This is a genomic window from Rhodopseudomonas palustris BisB18 (assembly GCF_000013745.1).
In the GTDB taxonomy this organism is placed as follows: Bacteria; Pseudomonadota; Alphaproteobacteria; order Rhizobiales; family Xanthobacteraceae; genus Rhodopseudomonas_A; species Rhodopseudomonas_A palustris_F.
In genome coordinates this window covers 2,521,466-2,535,527 of record NC_007925.1, presented here as the reverse complement: position 1 = coordinate 2,535,527, position 14,062 = coordinate 2,521,466, and the positions used below count along the sequence as shown (strand labels likewise).

The 14,062-nt window shown below is 64.2% G+C and carries 16 protein-coding genes; 6 read left to right on the top strand and 10 right to left on the bottom strand.

The window, feature by feature from the left end:
• Positions 1–192 precede the first annotated feature (192 nt).
• The 6 genes from RPC_RS11645 to RPC_RS11620 all read right to left on the bottom strand — a co-directional run bounded on the left by RPC_RS11645 (position 193) and on the right by RPC_RS11620 (position 6,715).
• On the bottom strand, positions 193–528 hold the full coding sequence (locus RPC_RS11645) for a type II toxin-antitoxin system RelE/ParE family toxin (protein WP_041801709.1): 336 nt from the start codon (positions 526–528) through the stop codon (positions 193–195).
• Complete coding sequence (locus tag RPC_RS11640) at positions 528–788, bottom strand: CopG family ribbon-helix-helix protein (RefSeq protein ID WP_041801707.1); 261 nt, start codon at positions 786–788, stop codon at positions 528–530. Before RPC_RS11640 ends, RPC_RS11645 begins: the two co-directional genes overlap by 1 nt.
• Positions 789–1,472: 684 nt before the next feature.
• On the bottom strand, positions 1,473–2,978 hold the full coding sequence (ppx, locus tag RPC_RS11635) for an exopolyphosphatase (protein WP_011472781.1): 1,506 nt from the start codon (positions 2,976–2,978) through the stop codon (positions 1,473–1,475).
• Positions 2,979–2,990: 12 nt separating this feature from the next.
• Positions 2,991–5,192, bottom strand: coding sequence for an RNA degradosome polyphosphate kinase (locus tag RPC_RS11630; protein WP_041802747.1), 2,202 nt, complete (start codon positions 5,190–5,192; stop codon positions 2,991–2,993).
• Between the two features lie 159 nt (positions 5,193–5,351).
• Positions 5,352–6,029 (bottom strand): DnaA ATPase domain-containing protein, encoded by a 678-nt coding sequence (locus tag RPC_RS11625; protein WP_011472779.1) that lies wholly within the window; start codon positions 6,027–6,029, stop codon positions 5,352–5,354.
• Positions 6,030–6,169: 140 nt separating this feature from the next.
• Positions 6,170–6,715, bottom strand: coding sequence for a CDP-alcohol phosphatidyltransferase family protein (locus tag RPC_RS11620; RefSeq protein WP_041801705.1), 546 nt, complete (start codon positions 6,713–6,715; stop codon positions 6,170–6,172).
• A 259-nt stretch (positions 6,716–6,974) separates the two neighbouring features.
• On the opposite strand from RPC_RS11620, the gene purM reads away from it, so the two are divergent.
• Both purM and purN read left to right on the top strand, forming a co-directional pair.
• On the top strand, positions 6,975–8,048 hold the full coding sequence (gene purM, locus RPC_RS11615; RefSeq protein WP_011472777.1) for a phosphoribosylformylglycinamidine cyclo-ligase: 1,074 nt from the start codon (positions 6,975–6,977) through the stop codon (positions 8,046–8,048).
• Between the two features lie 5 nt (positions 8,049–8,053).
• Positions 8,054–8,710 (top strand): phosphoribosylglycinamide formyltransferase, encoded by a 657-nt coding sequence (purN, locus tag RPC_RS11610; RefSeq protein ID WP_011472776.1) that lies wholly within the window; start codon positions 8,054–8,056, stop codon positions 8,708–8,710.
• Positions 8,711–8,744: 34 nt separating this feature from the next.
• Here the strand turns inward: purN and RPC_RS11605 are convergent, their stop codons facing one another.
• The gene (locus tag RPC_RS11605) at positions 8,745–9,665 is read right to left on the bottom strand and encodes a LysR family transcriptional regulator (RefSeq protein ID WP_011472775.1); all 921 of its coding nucleotides are present in this window, start codon (positions 9,663–9,665) and stop codon (positions 8,745–8,747) included.
• 97 nt (positions 9,666–9,762) lie between these two features.
• On the opposite strand from RPC_RS11605, the gene RPC_RS11600 reads away from it, so the two are divergent.
• Genes RPC_RS11600 through RPC_RS11590 form a run of 3 tightly spaced genes read left to right on the top strand, consistent with a single transcriptional unit; the run spans position 9,763 to position 11,575 of the window.
• The gene (locus RPC_RS11600) at positions 9,763–10,362 is read left to right on the top strand and encodes a YceI family protein (RefSeq protein WP_011472774.1); all 600 of its coding nucleotides are present in this window, start codon (positions 9,763–9,765) and stop codon (positions 10,360–10,362) included.
• Positions 10,363–10,391: 29 nt separating this feature from the next.
• A complete protein-coding gene (locus tag RPC_RS11595; RefSeq protein WP_011472773.1) occupies positions 10,392–11,003 on the top strand; it encodes a cytochrome b in 612 nt (203 codons plus the stop codon).
• Positions 11,000–11,575 (top strand): YceI family protein, encoded by a 576-nt coding sequence (locus RPC_RS11590; protein ID WP_011472772.1) that lies wholly within the window; start codon positions 11,000–11,002, stop codon positions 11,573–11,575. The genes RPC_RS11595 and RPC_RS11590 overlap by 4 nt, the downstream gene beginning before the upstream one ends.
• A gap of 57 nt (positions 11,576–11,632) precedes the next feature.
• On the opposite strand, the gene RPC_RS11585 is transcribed toward RPC_RS11590, so the two are convergent.
• From RPC_RS11585 to ndk, 3 genes are all read right to left on the bottom strand, one after another.
• The gene (locus tag RPC_RS11585; protein WP_011472771.1) at positions 11,633–11,836 is read right to left on the bottom strand and encodes a cold-shock protein; all 204 of its coding nucleotides are present in this window, start codon (positions 11,834–11,836) and stop codon (positions 11,633–11,635) included.
• Positions 11,837–12,162: 326 nt separating this feature from the next.
• Positions 12,163–13,011: a TerC family protein gene (locus RPC_RS11580; RefSeq protein ID WP_011472770.1), complete on the bottom strand. Its 849-nt coding sequence runs from the start codon at positions 13,009–13,011 to the stop codon at positions 12,163–12,165.
• Between the two features lie 82 nt (positions 13,012–13,093).
• Positions 13,094–13,516 carry a nucleoside-diphosphate kinase gene (gene ndk / locus RPC_RS11575; RefSeq protein WP_011472769.1) on the bottom strand — a complete coding sequence of 141 codons (423 nt, stop codon included), beginning with the start codon at positions 13,514–13,516 and terminating at the stop codon, positions 13,094–13,096.
• A 320-nt stretch (positions 13,517–13,836) separates the two neighbouring features.
• On the opposite strand from ndk, the gene RPC_RS11570 reads away from it, so the two are divergent.
• Positions 13,837–14,022, top strand: a complete 186-nt coding sequence (locus tag RPC_RS11570; RefSeq protein ID WP_041801703.1) for a hypothetical protein — start codon at positions 13,837–13,839, stop codon at positions 14,020–14,022.
• Positions 14,023–14,062: the final 40 nt, after the last annotated feature.

Sequence of the window (14,062 nt, the reverse complement as noted above, 5' to 3'; positions counted from 1 at the left end):
TCAGCCAAGCATCATCCCGCTCTAGCCTGTGCACGGGCACCCCTCCCCGAGCGGCGAAAGCCGCAGCGAAGATTGTAAGATTCGTGATGGGCATCGCGCCCAGCGGAAGACGCGGTCGAACGCTTATGCACAACAAGGCGATGAGAGCGGCCGCGCGGAGAATGGGCCTAGAAGCGGCCGTTGGAATGCTTGTCAAGGCTTGGGAATAGGCGTGTCGTCGTCGGATTCGTAGTCGAAATCCTCGTCCAAGCCGAGAGAGACGTCGGACTGACGACCATGACGAATGGCCGTGATTTCGATGCCGTCCAGTCCTGAATCGTAGTCGATCAAGTAGTTACCGATGACCACGCGCCTACTCCCCTTGGTCGGGACGAGTTGGAACCCGATCTCTGGATATTTCCCGATGCGTCGTCGAGCAGACCGGATATCTTCAAGAAACGCGGTTGCCGCTGCGGGGCTTCTTTCGGCTAGGTATTTGGCTTCGCGCAAAAGATAGGTTCGCGCGTCGCCGGAAAGTCGGACCTTCATCAAGCCGCCTTCGAATTCACGATGGCTTCGATTTCCTTGATTACGTCGTCCATGTCGTGGACGTCACCGGCCGCGATCTGTTCGCGCCCCTTTGCGATGGCGAGAATATCTGCACCTTCACCTGCGAGATAAGCCTTCAATGCGCGCACAATCACCCAGCTTCTCTTGCGATCAGACGCCGCTGCAATCTTCTCGATGTCGGCCAGGACGTCGAGAGGAAGTCGAATCGTCAAAGGTTCGGACAGGGGGCTCTTGCTCATCCAATTCTCCCGAGTTTGTAACACACCGTATTACATTTTTGAGCGAGCTGCAACTCTTCGACGAGACTTAAGCGCGAGCCCCTGCTGTCGCGGCGGATGGCGCTATCGAGCAGTGAACCACTCCTCGCCGGGGCGACGATGCCAACACGGACCGTCCTGGCGAACGCCTCTTGAATGTTTCCGCCGATCCGGTCGAACCGAGAAGCTCGAGCGCGTCGAGAATGTCGATCTTCTTGTCCTGAGCGAGCCGCCTAGCTGCCTCCCGTCGTTCCGGGGAGACCACCGCGAGAATCCGCTTCTTATGGTCTTCCGCCCCTCACTGGTGTCGCCGACGATGTCGGGATAGGTGGTCCGCGGCAGCCTCTGTCCGATCCCGAGGAGGGTATCCAGCGTCGATCGAAGCGGCAACGACGATTCCGAAGCCGCTGGGCCAACGCTTGCGGGCCAGGAGATCGGCGCAAGCCTAGTCGTCATGGAATTCATCCATGAACGCCTCGACCGAGGGCGGCCGATCATGCTTCCAGCGCGTCGGAAAGAGCGCTTCTCTCGCCACGCGCGAGATTTCAGTATCGCCCCGCCAAAGAGTCGATCGAAACCGCTAAATATGGTTACTACCGGAGCGAATGGGACAAGCAGTTTTGGGAATCCCAAATAGCTTCAGCGAAGCGTCATCCCGCTTACCGCTTAGCGTCGCACGATGTTGCCGGAGCAGCCGACCAGCCGCGCCAGCTGCTTGAAGCGGCTGCCGACCCGGTCGGCCACCAGGTCGACCATGCGATGCTCGAACACCAGCGTCAGCTTGCGGCCCTTCTTGCTGAAATGCGTGGCCGGCAATACCCCGGGACGCGCGGCGCTGATCAGATGGGCGACCCGGAACGCGGCGCCGAGCAGGCGGGCGCGCTCGTCCATCGCCGGCGTCACCATCTGGCGGGCCAGCGGCGGCGGCTCGTTCTGTTCGCCGAAACCGGCATAGCGGTAGTAAACCGAAAGCGCCACGAACGCCCTGCCCTGATGGGTGACGTCGCCGAAATTGCCGTTGATGATCAGGTTGAGGGTCTGCTCGCCGCGGTAATCGGGATGCGCGCGCCAGCCGACGTCGGACAACAGGCAGGCGGCGTGCCGCAACCTGCGGTCGTCGGGCGTCTCCGCCAGCTTGGCCATGCGGACGAAACGGTCGGTCCAGCCGATCAGCTCCTTGGCGTGCAGCGCCGAGCGCGACAGCAACTCGTTCAGATTGCCGGCGGCGCAAATCAGTCCGTCCTTGGCGCGCTCCACCGCGGGCAACTGTTCGTAGAGCAGCCCCTCGCGCACGCCGAAGGTCGAGAACACGATGGTGGTCGGTTGCGCCACGCGGATGATGTATTCCAGAACCAGCGCCGCATAGACCAGCAGCGGGCGCCGTGCCTCGGCGACGGAATCGATATCGGCCAAAGTGTTGGCCGCAGCCAGCCGGCGCAGCCGACGGGCGAAGCTCAGCGCCTCGGTCGCGGGAATCGAATAGCCGTGCATCACCCGCAGCGGATATCCGCTTTGCAGGATGTGGATGCGTGCGAGCGCACGCCAGGTGCCGCCGACGGCGTAGAAGGTGCGCCCGCGCCCGGCCTGCAGCGGCCCGGCATCGGCCAGCGCTGCCTGCACAAGGCGTTCGGCGCGCTTCGGCGATTTTTGCGAGGCGTCCTGCAACGCCAGGCTGCCGAGCGGCAGCGTCACGCCGGTGCGGACCCGATTGCCGCGCACGTCGATCAATTCCAGCGAGCCGCCGCCGAGATCGCCAACGATGCCGTCCGGCTTGTGCACGCCGGAGATCACGCCCAGCGCCGACAATTTGGCTTCGCGCGGACCGGACAGGATTTCGATGTCGACGCCGCAGATCCGCTCGGCATTGGCGATGAATTCAGCGCCGTTGCTGGCATCGCGGCACGCCGCGGTGGCGATCGCATGGACCCGGCCGACCCGCATCACCTTGATCAGGGCCCGGAAACGCCGCAGCGAGGTCAGCGCCTTGTCGACCGCGTCGGCCGCCAACAGTCCGGTCGACTGCACCTCGCGTCCAAGACCGCACAGCGTCTTTTCGTTGAACAGCGTCACCAGGCTGCGCGCCGTCGATTGATAGACGACGAGACGGACCGAGTTCGATCCGATGTCGATGACGGCCACGCTGGCGTCGGGTTTGCGCGTCCGTCTGGTCACCGCGTAACGGTCCTAGGACGACTGCTGCCGCTCCGCCTTGCGGGTGAGCCTGCGCGGCGACGATTCCTTGAGCGACTTTCCACGGCCTGACAGACTCGGATTGGTCATGAAATAATTGTGCACGTTGAAAGGCTCTTCGCCCTTCGCGGCCTTCATACGCGTTGACGATCCATCCGGCAATAACTGCCAGCTCTGCTCGGTGTCCTTCAGGTTCGCCACCATGATCTGTTCGAGAACCTGTTGGTGTACCGTGGGATTTTGCAACGGACAGAGCACCTCGACGCGGCGGTCGAGGTTGCGCGGCATCATATCCGCCGATGAAATATACACCGCCGCCTTGGCGGACGGCAGGCCGTGCCCCATGCCGAAGCAGTAAATCCGGCCGTGCTCGAGGAAGCGGCCGATGATCGACTTGACCCGGATGTTTTCCGACAGCCCCGGAACGCCGGGCCGCAGGCAGCAGATCCCGCGCACCACCAATTCCACCGCGACGCCGGCCTTCGACGCCTCGTACAGCGCGTCGATGATGTCGGGATCGACCAGCGAGTTCATCTTCAGCCAGATCGCCGCCGGCTTGCCGCTTTTGGCGTAGCCGGTCTCGCCGTGAATGTGCGCCAGCATGCATTGGCGCAAAGTCAGCGGCGACACCGCCATCTTCTCGATGTCGCTCGGCTCGGCATAGCCGGTGATGTAGTTGAACACCCGTGCGGCGTCGCGGCCGATCGTCGGATCGGAGGTGAAGTAGGACAGATCGGTGTAGATCCGCGCGGTGACCGGATGATAGTTGCCGGTGCCGGTGTGAACGTAAGTGGTCAGCCCCCCGCCCTCGCGGCGCACCACCAGCGACAGCTTGGCGTGGGTCTTCAGTTCGAGAAAGCCGTACACCACCTGCACGCCGGCGCGCTCCAGATCGCGCGCCCAGCGGATATTGGCTTCTTCATCGAACCGCGCCCGCAGTTCGACCAGCGCCGTGACCGATTTGCCGGCCTCGGCGGCCTCGGCCAGGGTGCGCACGATCGGCGAATTGTTCGAGGTGCGGTACAGCGTCTGCTTGATCGCGACCACGTCGGGGTCGCGCGCCGCCTGCTGCAGGAACTGCACCACGACGTCGAACGATTCATAAGGGTGGTGGACGATCAGATCCTTCTGCCGGATCGCCGCGAAAATATCGCCGCCGTGATCGCGCACCCGCTCCGGATGCCGCGGCACGTAGGGCGGGAATTCCAGATCGGGACGATCGAGCCTGGTGAGTTGCGACAGTTCGTTCATCGCCAGCACGCCGTCGACCAGCAGCACTTCGTCATCGGTGGTCGACAGCGCGTGCTGCACGAAGGCGCGCAGCTCGTCGGGCATGGTGGCTTCGATCTCGAGTCGGATCACCGATCCGCGCCGGCGCCGCTTCAGCGCGGTCTCGAACAGCCGGACCAGATCCTCGGCTTCTTCCTCGATTTCCAATTCGGAATCCCGGATCACCCGGAACGCGCCCTGGCCCTTGACCACGTAGCCCGGAAACAGCCGGCCGATGAACAGCGAGGTCGCCTGCTCCAGCGTGATCAACCGCACCGCGGCGTCCTTGCTGGACGACGGCAGTCGGATGAACCGATCGATCCTGCCGGGCATGCGGATCAGCGCATTCATCGGCTTGCCGTCTTTCACCCGCGCCAATTGCAGCGCGATGGTGAAGCCGAGGCTGGGAATGAACGGGAACGGATGCGCCGGATCGATCGCCAGCGGGGTCAACAGCGGAAAGATGTTGTGGAGGAAGTGATCCTCGATCCAGGCCCGCTCCGACTTGGTGGCGTCGCGGCCATCGAGCAGCGCAATGCCGACCGCGCCCAATATGCCGCGCAGGCCGCGCCAGATCGCCTGCTGGTCGCTGCCCAACCGCGACACCGCTTCGTTGATCAGCACCAGCTGCTCGGAGGGCGACAGGCCGTCCGGGCTGCGTTCGGTGATGCCTTCGCGCACCTGCGCCTTGATGCCGGCGACCCGGACCATGAAGAATTCATCAAGGTTGTTGGCGGAGATCGAGAGAAACCGGACCCGCTCCAGCGCCGGATGGCTGGGATTGACGGCTTCCTCCAGCACGCGGCGATTGAAATGCAGCCAGGACAGTTCGCGATTGATGAACCGCTCGGGCCCCGTCGCAATCACCGAAGCCGGTTCGGTTTCGCCATTTTTCTCTTCAATAGCAATTGCTTGCGACAAGCTCATCAGGTTCATCAATCCATTTGCAATCGAAGACGCGGGGCTGCCGACGATCGGCCGCGGACCTTCGCTGATTGTCGTGACAGTTTTCTGACATTGGGGGGCCTGCGACGCACCGCGTCAAGCGGCGCGGCGCGGGCAAGATGCCGCTATCCGGGCGACGACTCAGAGGTCGCGGAATAGTTCCGCGGCCAGCGCCCGGGTCACCGGCCGGCCGAGCCGCAGCGCCTCGGTGTCGAGCCGCTCCACCGCTTGGCGGGCGGCAATGAACGACCGATCGATCCGGTTCGCCACAAAGCTCACCAGGCTTTCGTCGACGCTCATCTGCCGATCCGCGCAGAATTTGACGATCAGCGCGCGAAACAGCTGATCGTCGGGCGGCAGCAGCGTCACCGCGGGGACCGCGCGCAGCCGCGAGCGCAGATCGCGCAAGTCGACTTCCAGCGCCGAGGGCGGCAGCCGCGAGGTGATCAGCACATAGGCTTGATCCTCACGCGCCAGATTCAACAGGTGGAACAACGCCCGCTCGTCGATGCAGGGCGGGCAGAGGTCCTCGACCACCAAGGCGCCGGTGGCCAGCGCGCCCGGGACCGCCGAAGACGTCAGCGCGTGCGCGGTGATGGCGCGGGCGCCGGCCTGCTCCGCCCAGATCGACGACAGATGGCTCTTGCCGGAGCCTTCCGGACCGGTCAGCAGCATCACCCGGTTCGGCCAGTCGGGCCAATGGTCGATCAGCTTCAGCGCTTCGCTGTTGCTCGGTCCCTCAAGGAAATCGTCGCGCGACAGGCTCTCGGCGTGCGGCAAAGCCAATGCAAGTTGACGAGGTTGAACGCGGGCTACCACGCGGATGACTCCATGCCGGCGGACCCCCGGCGTTCTCGTTCACTCCGGAGCAGATGACCGATCGGAAATGTCATTCTGCTCCAGATGATTGTTTGCGCATGACCTTTTCCGAAAACCGGGAGCGCTTCCGGGAGCCTGCGCTAGTGGCTGCGCTCGATCGTGCCCATGTGTTTGGTCCACTCGACGAGATAGAAGGACACCGAAAGCAAGGTCAAGACGGCCACCGTGCCCATTAGAATAAGATCATAAGGCTGCGGCGAGAACCCGAATCCCAGCGCCGCCAGGATCAGGGCGGCGAATCCGACCTGCGCCACGGTGTTGAGCTTCGAGACCATCAGCGGCTTCATCGGTATCGGCTTGCCGAACACCCACGACACGATCACCGCGCCGACGATCATGATGTCGCGCGACACCACCAGGATCACCAGCCAGCGCGGGATCGCACTCTCGATCCCCAGCGCCACATAGATCGACACCAACAGCGCCTTGTCGGCCAACGGATCGAGCAGCGCGCCGAGTTCGCTCGCCATATTGAACCGCTTGGCGAGGAAACCGTCGACCGCGTCGCTGACGCCGGCGACGATGAACAACGCGAAGGCGATTTCCATTTGGTTGGACGCGATCGCCCAGACGATCACCGGCACCAGCAGAATGCGGCCGAGCGTAATGATATTGGGAATGCTCACGCGACGATTCCGGCTCCCGGCCTCACTGCCAACACGCGACTGAACTCTGGCGACCGGGGTCTGCATCCTGTCTACATAATATAACGCCGGCACGCGAGCCATTGCACGTTGGCGTAATCCGACGTAACCAGCCCGGCATTACAAGGCCCGCAGCCGGGCGGGGTTCCCGTCCGGTCTGGCGTGACGCTATGGTTAATCCAGTCGAGCTGTTTCGCGCACCGGCGCAATTCGCTCGCCGCACATGCCCCAGGAAACGGCTATGACCGACCGCAAGAACGGCCTCACCTATGCCGACGCCGGTGTCGATATCGACGCCGGCAACCGTCTCGTCGATCTGATCAAGCCGATGGTCCGGGCCACCGCCCGGCCCGGCGCCGATGCCGAAATCGGCGGATTCGGCGGATTGTTCGATCTGAAGGCCGCCGGCTTCAAGGATCCGGTGCTGGTCGCCGCCACCGACGGCGTCGGCACCAAGGTCAAGATCGCCATCGAGGCCGGATTGCACGCCGGGATCGGCATCGATCTCGTGGCAATGTCGGTCAACGATTTGGTGGTCCAGGGCGCCGAGCCCTTGTTCTTTCTCGACTACTTTGCCTGCGGCAAGCTCGATCCGGTGGCCACCGCGGCGATTGTCGCAGGGATCGCCGAGGGTTGCCGCGACTCCGGCTGCGCGCTGATCGGCGGCGAGACCGCGGAGATGCCCGGGCTCTACACGGACGGCGATTACGATCTCGCCGGCTTTGCGGTCGGCGCGGCGGAACGCGGCACCCTGCTGCCCGGCAAGGATATCGCCGCCGGCGACGCGGTGATCGGGCTCGCCTCCTCCGGCGTGCATTCCAACGGCTTCTCGCTGGTGCGCAAGATCGTCGAACGCTCAGGCCTCGGCTACGACGCCAACGCGCCGTTCTCGCCGGTGATGACGCTCGGCGGCGCGTTGCTGGCGCCGACCAAGCTCTACGTAAAATCCTGCTTGCGCGCGATCCGCGAAACCGGCGCGGTGAAGGGCCTCGCCCACATCACCGGCGGCGGCTTCACCGACAACATCCCGCGCGTGCTGCCGCCGCATCTCGGCGTCGGCATCGACCTGCCGCGACTGCCGGTGCTGCCGGTGTTCAAATGGCTGGCCGAGCAAGGCGAGATCGCCGAACTCGAACTGTTGCGCACCTTCAATTGCGGCATCGGCATGATCGCGATCGTCAGGGCCGACGCGGTCGAACAAGTCAGCGACATCCTCACCGAGGCCGGCGAAACGGTCTGCCTGCTTGGCGAAGTGATCGAAGCCAAGGGCGAGCACCGCGTGGTCTATAGCGGCCATCTCGATCTGGCGTGGTGATTTCCGTGAAGCGCCGCACCGCCATCCTGATTTCCGGGCGCGGCTCCAACATGGCCGCGCTGATCGACGCCGCATTGGCCGACGCGGATTTTCCCGCCGAGATTGTCGCGGTGATCTCCAATACGCCCTCTGCCGGGGGGCTGGCGATCGCCGCGCAGAGCGGGATTGCGACCGTGGTGGTGGAGAGCAAGCCGTTCGGCAAGGACCGCGCCGGCTTCGAGGCCAAGCTGCAGGCGGTGCTCGACGACGCCCGCGTCGAGCTGATCTGCCTCGGCGGCTTCATGCGGCTGTTCACCGCCGATTTCGTGCAGCGCTGGCACGGCAAGATGCTGAACATCCACCCCTCGCTGCTGCCGTCGTTTCCCGGGCTCGACCCGCACGGCCAGGCGCTGCGCGCCGGCGTCAAGATTTCCGGCGCCACGGTGCATTTCGTCATTCCGGAGACCGACGCCGGCCCGATCGTGATGCAGGGAGCGGTGGCGGTGCGCGACGACGACGACGCCGACAGCCTCGCCGCGCGGGTGCTGAGCGTCGAACACAAGATCTATCCGGAAGCGCTGCGGCTGGTGGCCTCGGACGCCGCCCGGCTCGACGGCGACTATTGCCGGCTGGTGACGTTGCAGAGCTGCGACGACAGCCTGATCGTGCCGCCGCCGCATTGACCTCGGCCGCGACCGCCGCCGACCCTCGGCTGCTTCATTGCGTGGCGCCGCCGGCCTCCTCGGCCGCGGTTTCAAAAAAATGCCGCATCATCCATAGCGCGGCAGGCCCGAGCGGCCGCGACGCCAGATGCGCGGCGCCCATCACCAGATGCGCGGTGCGAGCGTCGAACTCGGCGGGATGGATCACCTTGAGGCGGCCGTCGCGCACGTCATCAGCCACCAGATGCGTCGGCATACTGCCCCAGCCGAGCCCGGCCAGCAGCATGGCGTGCTTGGTGCCGAGATCCGCCACCCGCCAGGTCTGCGACGACAGCACGCCGTAATCGCGCCCCTCGGTCAGCGCCGAGCGATCGGTCAGCACCAGCTGCAGATGGCGCCGGATGACGTCGGTCGGAATCGGTCCGTCGAGCTGCGCCAGCGGGTGGTCCTGCGCCACCACCGGCAACAGCTGCACGGTGAGCAGCGGCACGTGCTGCAGCCCCGCCGTGTCGCTGAACACCATTGAGAGCAGGCCGATCATGCAGGTGCCGTTGAGCACAAATTCCGTCCCCGCCCCCATCGACTGCACGTAAATCCGCGGCGGCACCGTCGGGAATTTCGCCGTGAAGGCGCGCAGCGCCTCGACCAGCCGCGGCATCGGAAACATCGCGTCGATCACCAAGGTCAGTTCGGCTTCCAGCCCGCCGGCCAGCCCCTGCGCCTGGTCGCGCAGCGCCGCGGTTTCATCGACGATGCGCCGCGCCCGCGGCAACAGCGCGCGTCCGGCTTCGGTCAATGACGGCCGATAGCTCGAGCGATCGAACAGCGCCACGCCAAGCTGCGCCTCCAGCTTCTGGATGCCGTAGGTGACCGCCGATTGCGCGCGGTTGAGTTTTCGCGCAGCGCCGGAAAAGCTGCCGTGATCAACCACGGCGAGCAGCAGCTGGATTTGATCCAGGGTGAGAGCATCAGACATGATCTAAATAATAGATCATCCCGAGCTAAACTCTTTCTCTATTTTCGGCCAAATTCCTGCGGTAAACGCTATCAACTTGCAAAAAGGAGCTATTTTCATGGCGCGATCTCTGCTGTTGCCCGTCCTGGCCGCCACTTTGGCCTTCACCGTCCCGGCGCTGGCGCAAACCGCCGCGGCCCCGCAGGTCGAAGCCGGCACCTACGCCGTCGACCCCGGCCACACCCAGGTGGAGTTCGGCGTCTCCCATATGGGCTTCACCAATTTCCGCGGCCGGTTCAGCGACGTCTCGGGCACGCTGCAGCTCGATCCGAAGGCGCCGGCGAAGAGCACCTTCGACGTCACCGTGCCGACCATCTCGGTGAATACGCCGGTCGCCAAGCTCAATGACGAGCTGAAGAGCGACCAATGGCTCGACGCCAAGGCCTTCCCGCAGATCACCTTCAAGGCCACCAGCGTCACCCCCACCGGCCCGAATGAGGCCAAGGTGACCGGCAACTTCACCCTGCACGGCGTCACCAAACCGCTGACGCTCAATGCCAAGCTGCACGGCGCCGGCGTCAATCCGCTGAACAAGAAGGTCACCGTCGGCTTCGATCTCACCGGCTCGCTCAAGCGTAGCGATTTCGGCGTCAAGACCTACGTGCCGCTGATCGGCGACGATGTCGAGATCACCATCAGCGCCGCGTTTGAAAAGTAGAGCTTACACCTGAGAACCGCGGTCGCGAGATGACCCGCTCCCGCTATACCGGCGTTGCGATCGGCCTGCATTGGCTGATCGCAGCGCTGATCGTCGCGCTGATCATCATCGGCCTGACGATGGCGCACGCGCCGATCGCAATGGCGACCAAGTTTCAGCTCTATCAGCTGCACAAATCGATCGGCATCAGCGTCCTCGGCCTCGCCGTGCTGCGGATGTTGTGGCGGCTGACGCATCGGCCGCCGGCCTTGCCCGACACCATGCCGCAACTCGAACGCAAGGCCGCGGCCGGCAGCCATTGGCTGCTCTATCTCCTGATGATCGGACTGCCGTTAACCGGCTGGGCGCTGGTCTCGGTCTCGCCGCTGCGGATTCCGACCGTGCTGTTCGGGGTATTGAGCTGGCCAGATCTGCCATGGCTGCCGCAATTGGCCGACAAGGCGCGCTGGTCCGCCGTGGTCGACAATATCCACGCCTATGGCGCCTTCGTGCTGATCGCGCTGATCGGGCTACACAGCGCCGCGGCGCTGCGACATCATTTTGTCGTCGGTGACGATGTGCTGCATCGGATGCTGCCCGTCGTGAAACCCTCGGGCAAGACCGCGTCGGACGGCGCACATTCGGAAAGGACGCCGACATGACCGGCTTTGCCAAAGCTGCGCGGATCCTGGCCGTTGTCGCGCTCGGCGCAGCTGTCACCGACGCCGCCGAGGCGGCGAGCTGGAAGGTCGACCCGGCGCGAAGCCAGATCGGGTTTTCCGGGACGCAAACCGGCGAACACTTTCAGGGCAAGTTCAGCCGCTATCAGGCGACGATCGACTTCGATCCCGCCCAACCCGACAGCGGCCACGCCCTGATCCTCGTCGAGCTCGGCAGCGCCAACACCGGCGACAAGCAGCGCGACCAGGCACTGCCCGGCGAAGACTGGTTCGACGTCGCCCGCTTCCCCACCGCGACCTTCGAGGCCAAGCGTTTCGTCGGCAAGGGCGGCAACGCTTATGAGGCGCAGGGGACGCTGTCGCTGCACGGCATCAGCCGCGACCTGGTGCTGCCGTTCACGCTCGACGTCGAGAACGGCACCGCCCACGCCAAAGGCCATGTCGAGCTGTTGCGCAACGCCTTTGGGGTCGGACAAAACGCCTGGAACAGCGACGCCTATGTGGGCTTTGCGGTCGGCGTCGACATCGACCTGATCGCGACATCCACCCGCTAGCAAAAACCCCCGGCTGCGCGCCGGGGGCCGTCGTCACGACAACTGCGCGATGGCGGGTTACGAGATCTTCAGGTTTTCCGCGGAGGTCTTGCCGCGATTTTCGACCAGCTCGTATTCGATGGTCTGGTTTTCATTGAGGGTGCTAAGTCCCGCGCGTTCGACCGCCGAGATATGGACGAACACGTCCTTGTCCCCGGTGGTCGGCCGGATGAACCCATAGCCCTTGGTCGGGTTGAACCATTTGACGGTGCCTTTCTGCATCGTCTGTCTCCTCCAGCGCGCTTGCTCGCAAAAGTGGATTCCGGCGTTGCGATCAGTCGGCGCGCATCCTTATGGTCGAGTTGAGAGCATTTCCGACGGCAAGCCGGATCCACCTTGCCGCAAAACACCCACGACGAAAAAGACGCGCCACGCTTCATGCGTGCCGCGCCACAAACCGGCTTCCCGATGTCTGTTTGTTTTCTTGTGGTGAAACGCACAGTCGAACGGCCTAACTCCGATTGTGAAGCGATTGCAACACGAAACGGCGGTATTCGCAAGCCTCCGTGCGAAGCCAGCCGGCTCGGTGCGGCGGTCCTTTTCGCTGATCAGGCCGGATCGATCCGGGCGGCGTCCGCCGCGACCTCGCGCAGTTTCGAGCGCCGCCACAGCGTTCCGACGCTCAGCACCACAATCGCTCCTGCCAGCGACAGCGTGAATTCACCGAGATTTTCGAAGCCGGCGAGATGCTTGGCGACGCCGAACAGCGGCGATGTCAGATCGAGATCGATGCCGATCTGGCCATCCAGCAGCCGCTGCAACCAGGGATGCACCGCGGGATCGGTCGCCATGATGTCGCCGGCGATCCAGCCCAGCAACGCGGCGCCGGCCCACACCAGGATCGGCAGCCGATTCAACACCAGCATGATCAGCGCCGCCCCGGCGACGATCAGCGGGATGCTGATGGCGAGGCCAAGGACCAGCAACGGAACGCTGCCATTGGCCGCCGCGGCCACCGCGATCACATTGTCGAGACTCATCACGATGTCGGCGACGACCACGATCTGCACCGCGCGCCAAAGATGCGAGGCGGCCTTGATGCTGTTCTCGTCGTCTTCGTCTGGAACCAGCAGTTTGGCTGCGATCACGATCAGGATCAGACCGCCGATCAGCTTCAGATAGGGCAGCTCCATCAGCGTCGCGACGATGCCGGTGAAGATGATCCGCAGCACCACCGCGATGCCGGCGCCGAGGATCATGCCCCACAGCCGCTGTCGCGGATCGAGCGCCCGGCAGGCCAGCGCGATCACCAGTGCGTTGTCGCCGGACAGAAGGACGTTGATCCAGATGATTTTGCCGACTGCGAGCCAGAACGTCGGCTGCTGCATTTCGCTATGGAACTGGCCGGCGAGCGTCCCGAGACTTACGGAATCGAAGATTTGCAGCACCCAGTCCACAGCGACCTCACGGTGTGTGGCATAGCATCACGCCAGGCGAGTGTCGATCAATGCCTGGCGTGATGTCGAGATTGAGAACCGATCAGCCGACGATTTCGTTGCCGGAGAAGAACTGCGCGATTTCGATCGCCGCGGTTTCCGGGGCGTCGGAGCCGTGCACCGAGTTCTCGCCGATCGACTGCGCATGCGCCTTGCGGATGGTGCCGTCGGCGGCCTTCGACGGATCGGTGGCGCCCATCACGTCGCGATACTTCAGCACGGCACCCTCGCCTTCCAGCACCTGCACCACCACCGGGCCGGACACCATGAAGTCGACCAGCTCGCCGAAGAACGGCCGCGCCTTGTGCACGGCGTAGAAGGTCTCGGCCTGGTCGCGGGTCATGCGAATGCGCTTCTGCGCGACGATGCGAAGCCCCGCCTGCTCGATCAGCGCATTGATCGCGCCCGTCAGATTGCGCTTCGTGGCATCGGGCTTGAGAATCGAAAAGGTGCGTTCAATGGCCATGTTTTGTCCTTGAGATGCGGAAGATTGGGAGTTTCGGAGAGTTGCGGCGCTTATATCGACGCCGTTCCTGAACGGCAAGCCGCGGCACCGGCGCGCCCACTCGGCCGCCGCGTCCCGCCCGGCGCGCCAAACCCCTCGGTCTCTCGGCCATCGCAAGAAAAACTTAACGCCGCGAGCCCGACCGAGCCCCGCCGTGTCAGGATTCTCCCGACTTGCCACCCAAAAGCGGCGGCTATTTATTCTATTTTTACCGAAACCGCGGGCAATCCCGGGGCAGCGAAACCATTGCAGGGCCGTGGACTTAGTACTGTGAAGACAACATGACACTGGAACAGGCGATGCCGATTGCAAGCGACAGCGAACCACTCGACGGGCGAACCAGCCGCTCGATCTGCCGGGCGATCGGTGAAAAGCTGCAGCAAAGCATGCCACCGGAGCCCCCCAAACTGCCGGACCAGCTTGCGCACCTGGTCGCCGAAATGCGACGCCGGGAGGCCAAAGACTAGCGCCCCGGAAGACCTGGCCCGCATGCGGGGTTGCGTTTGA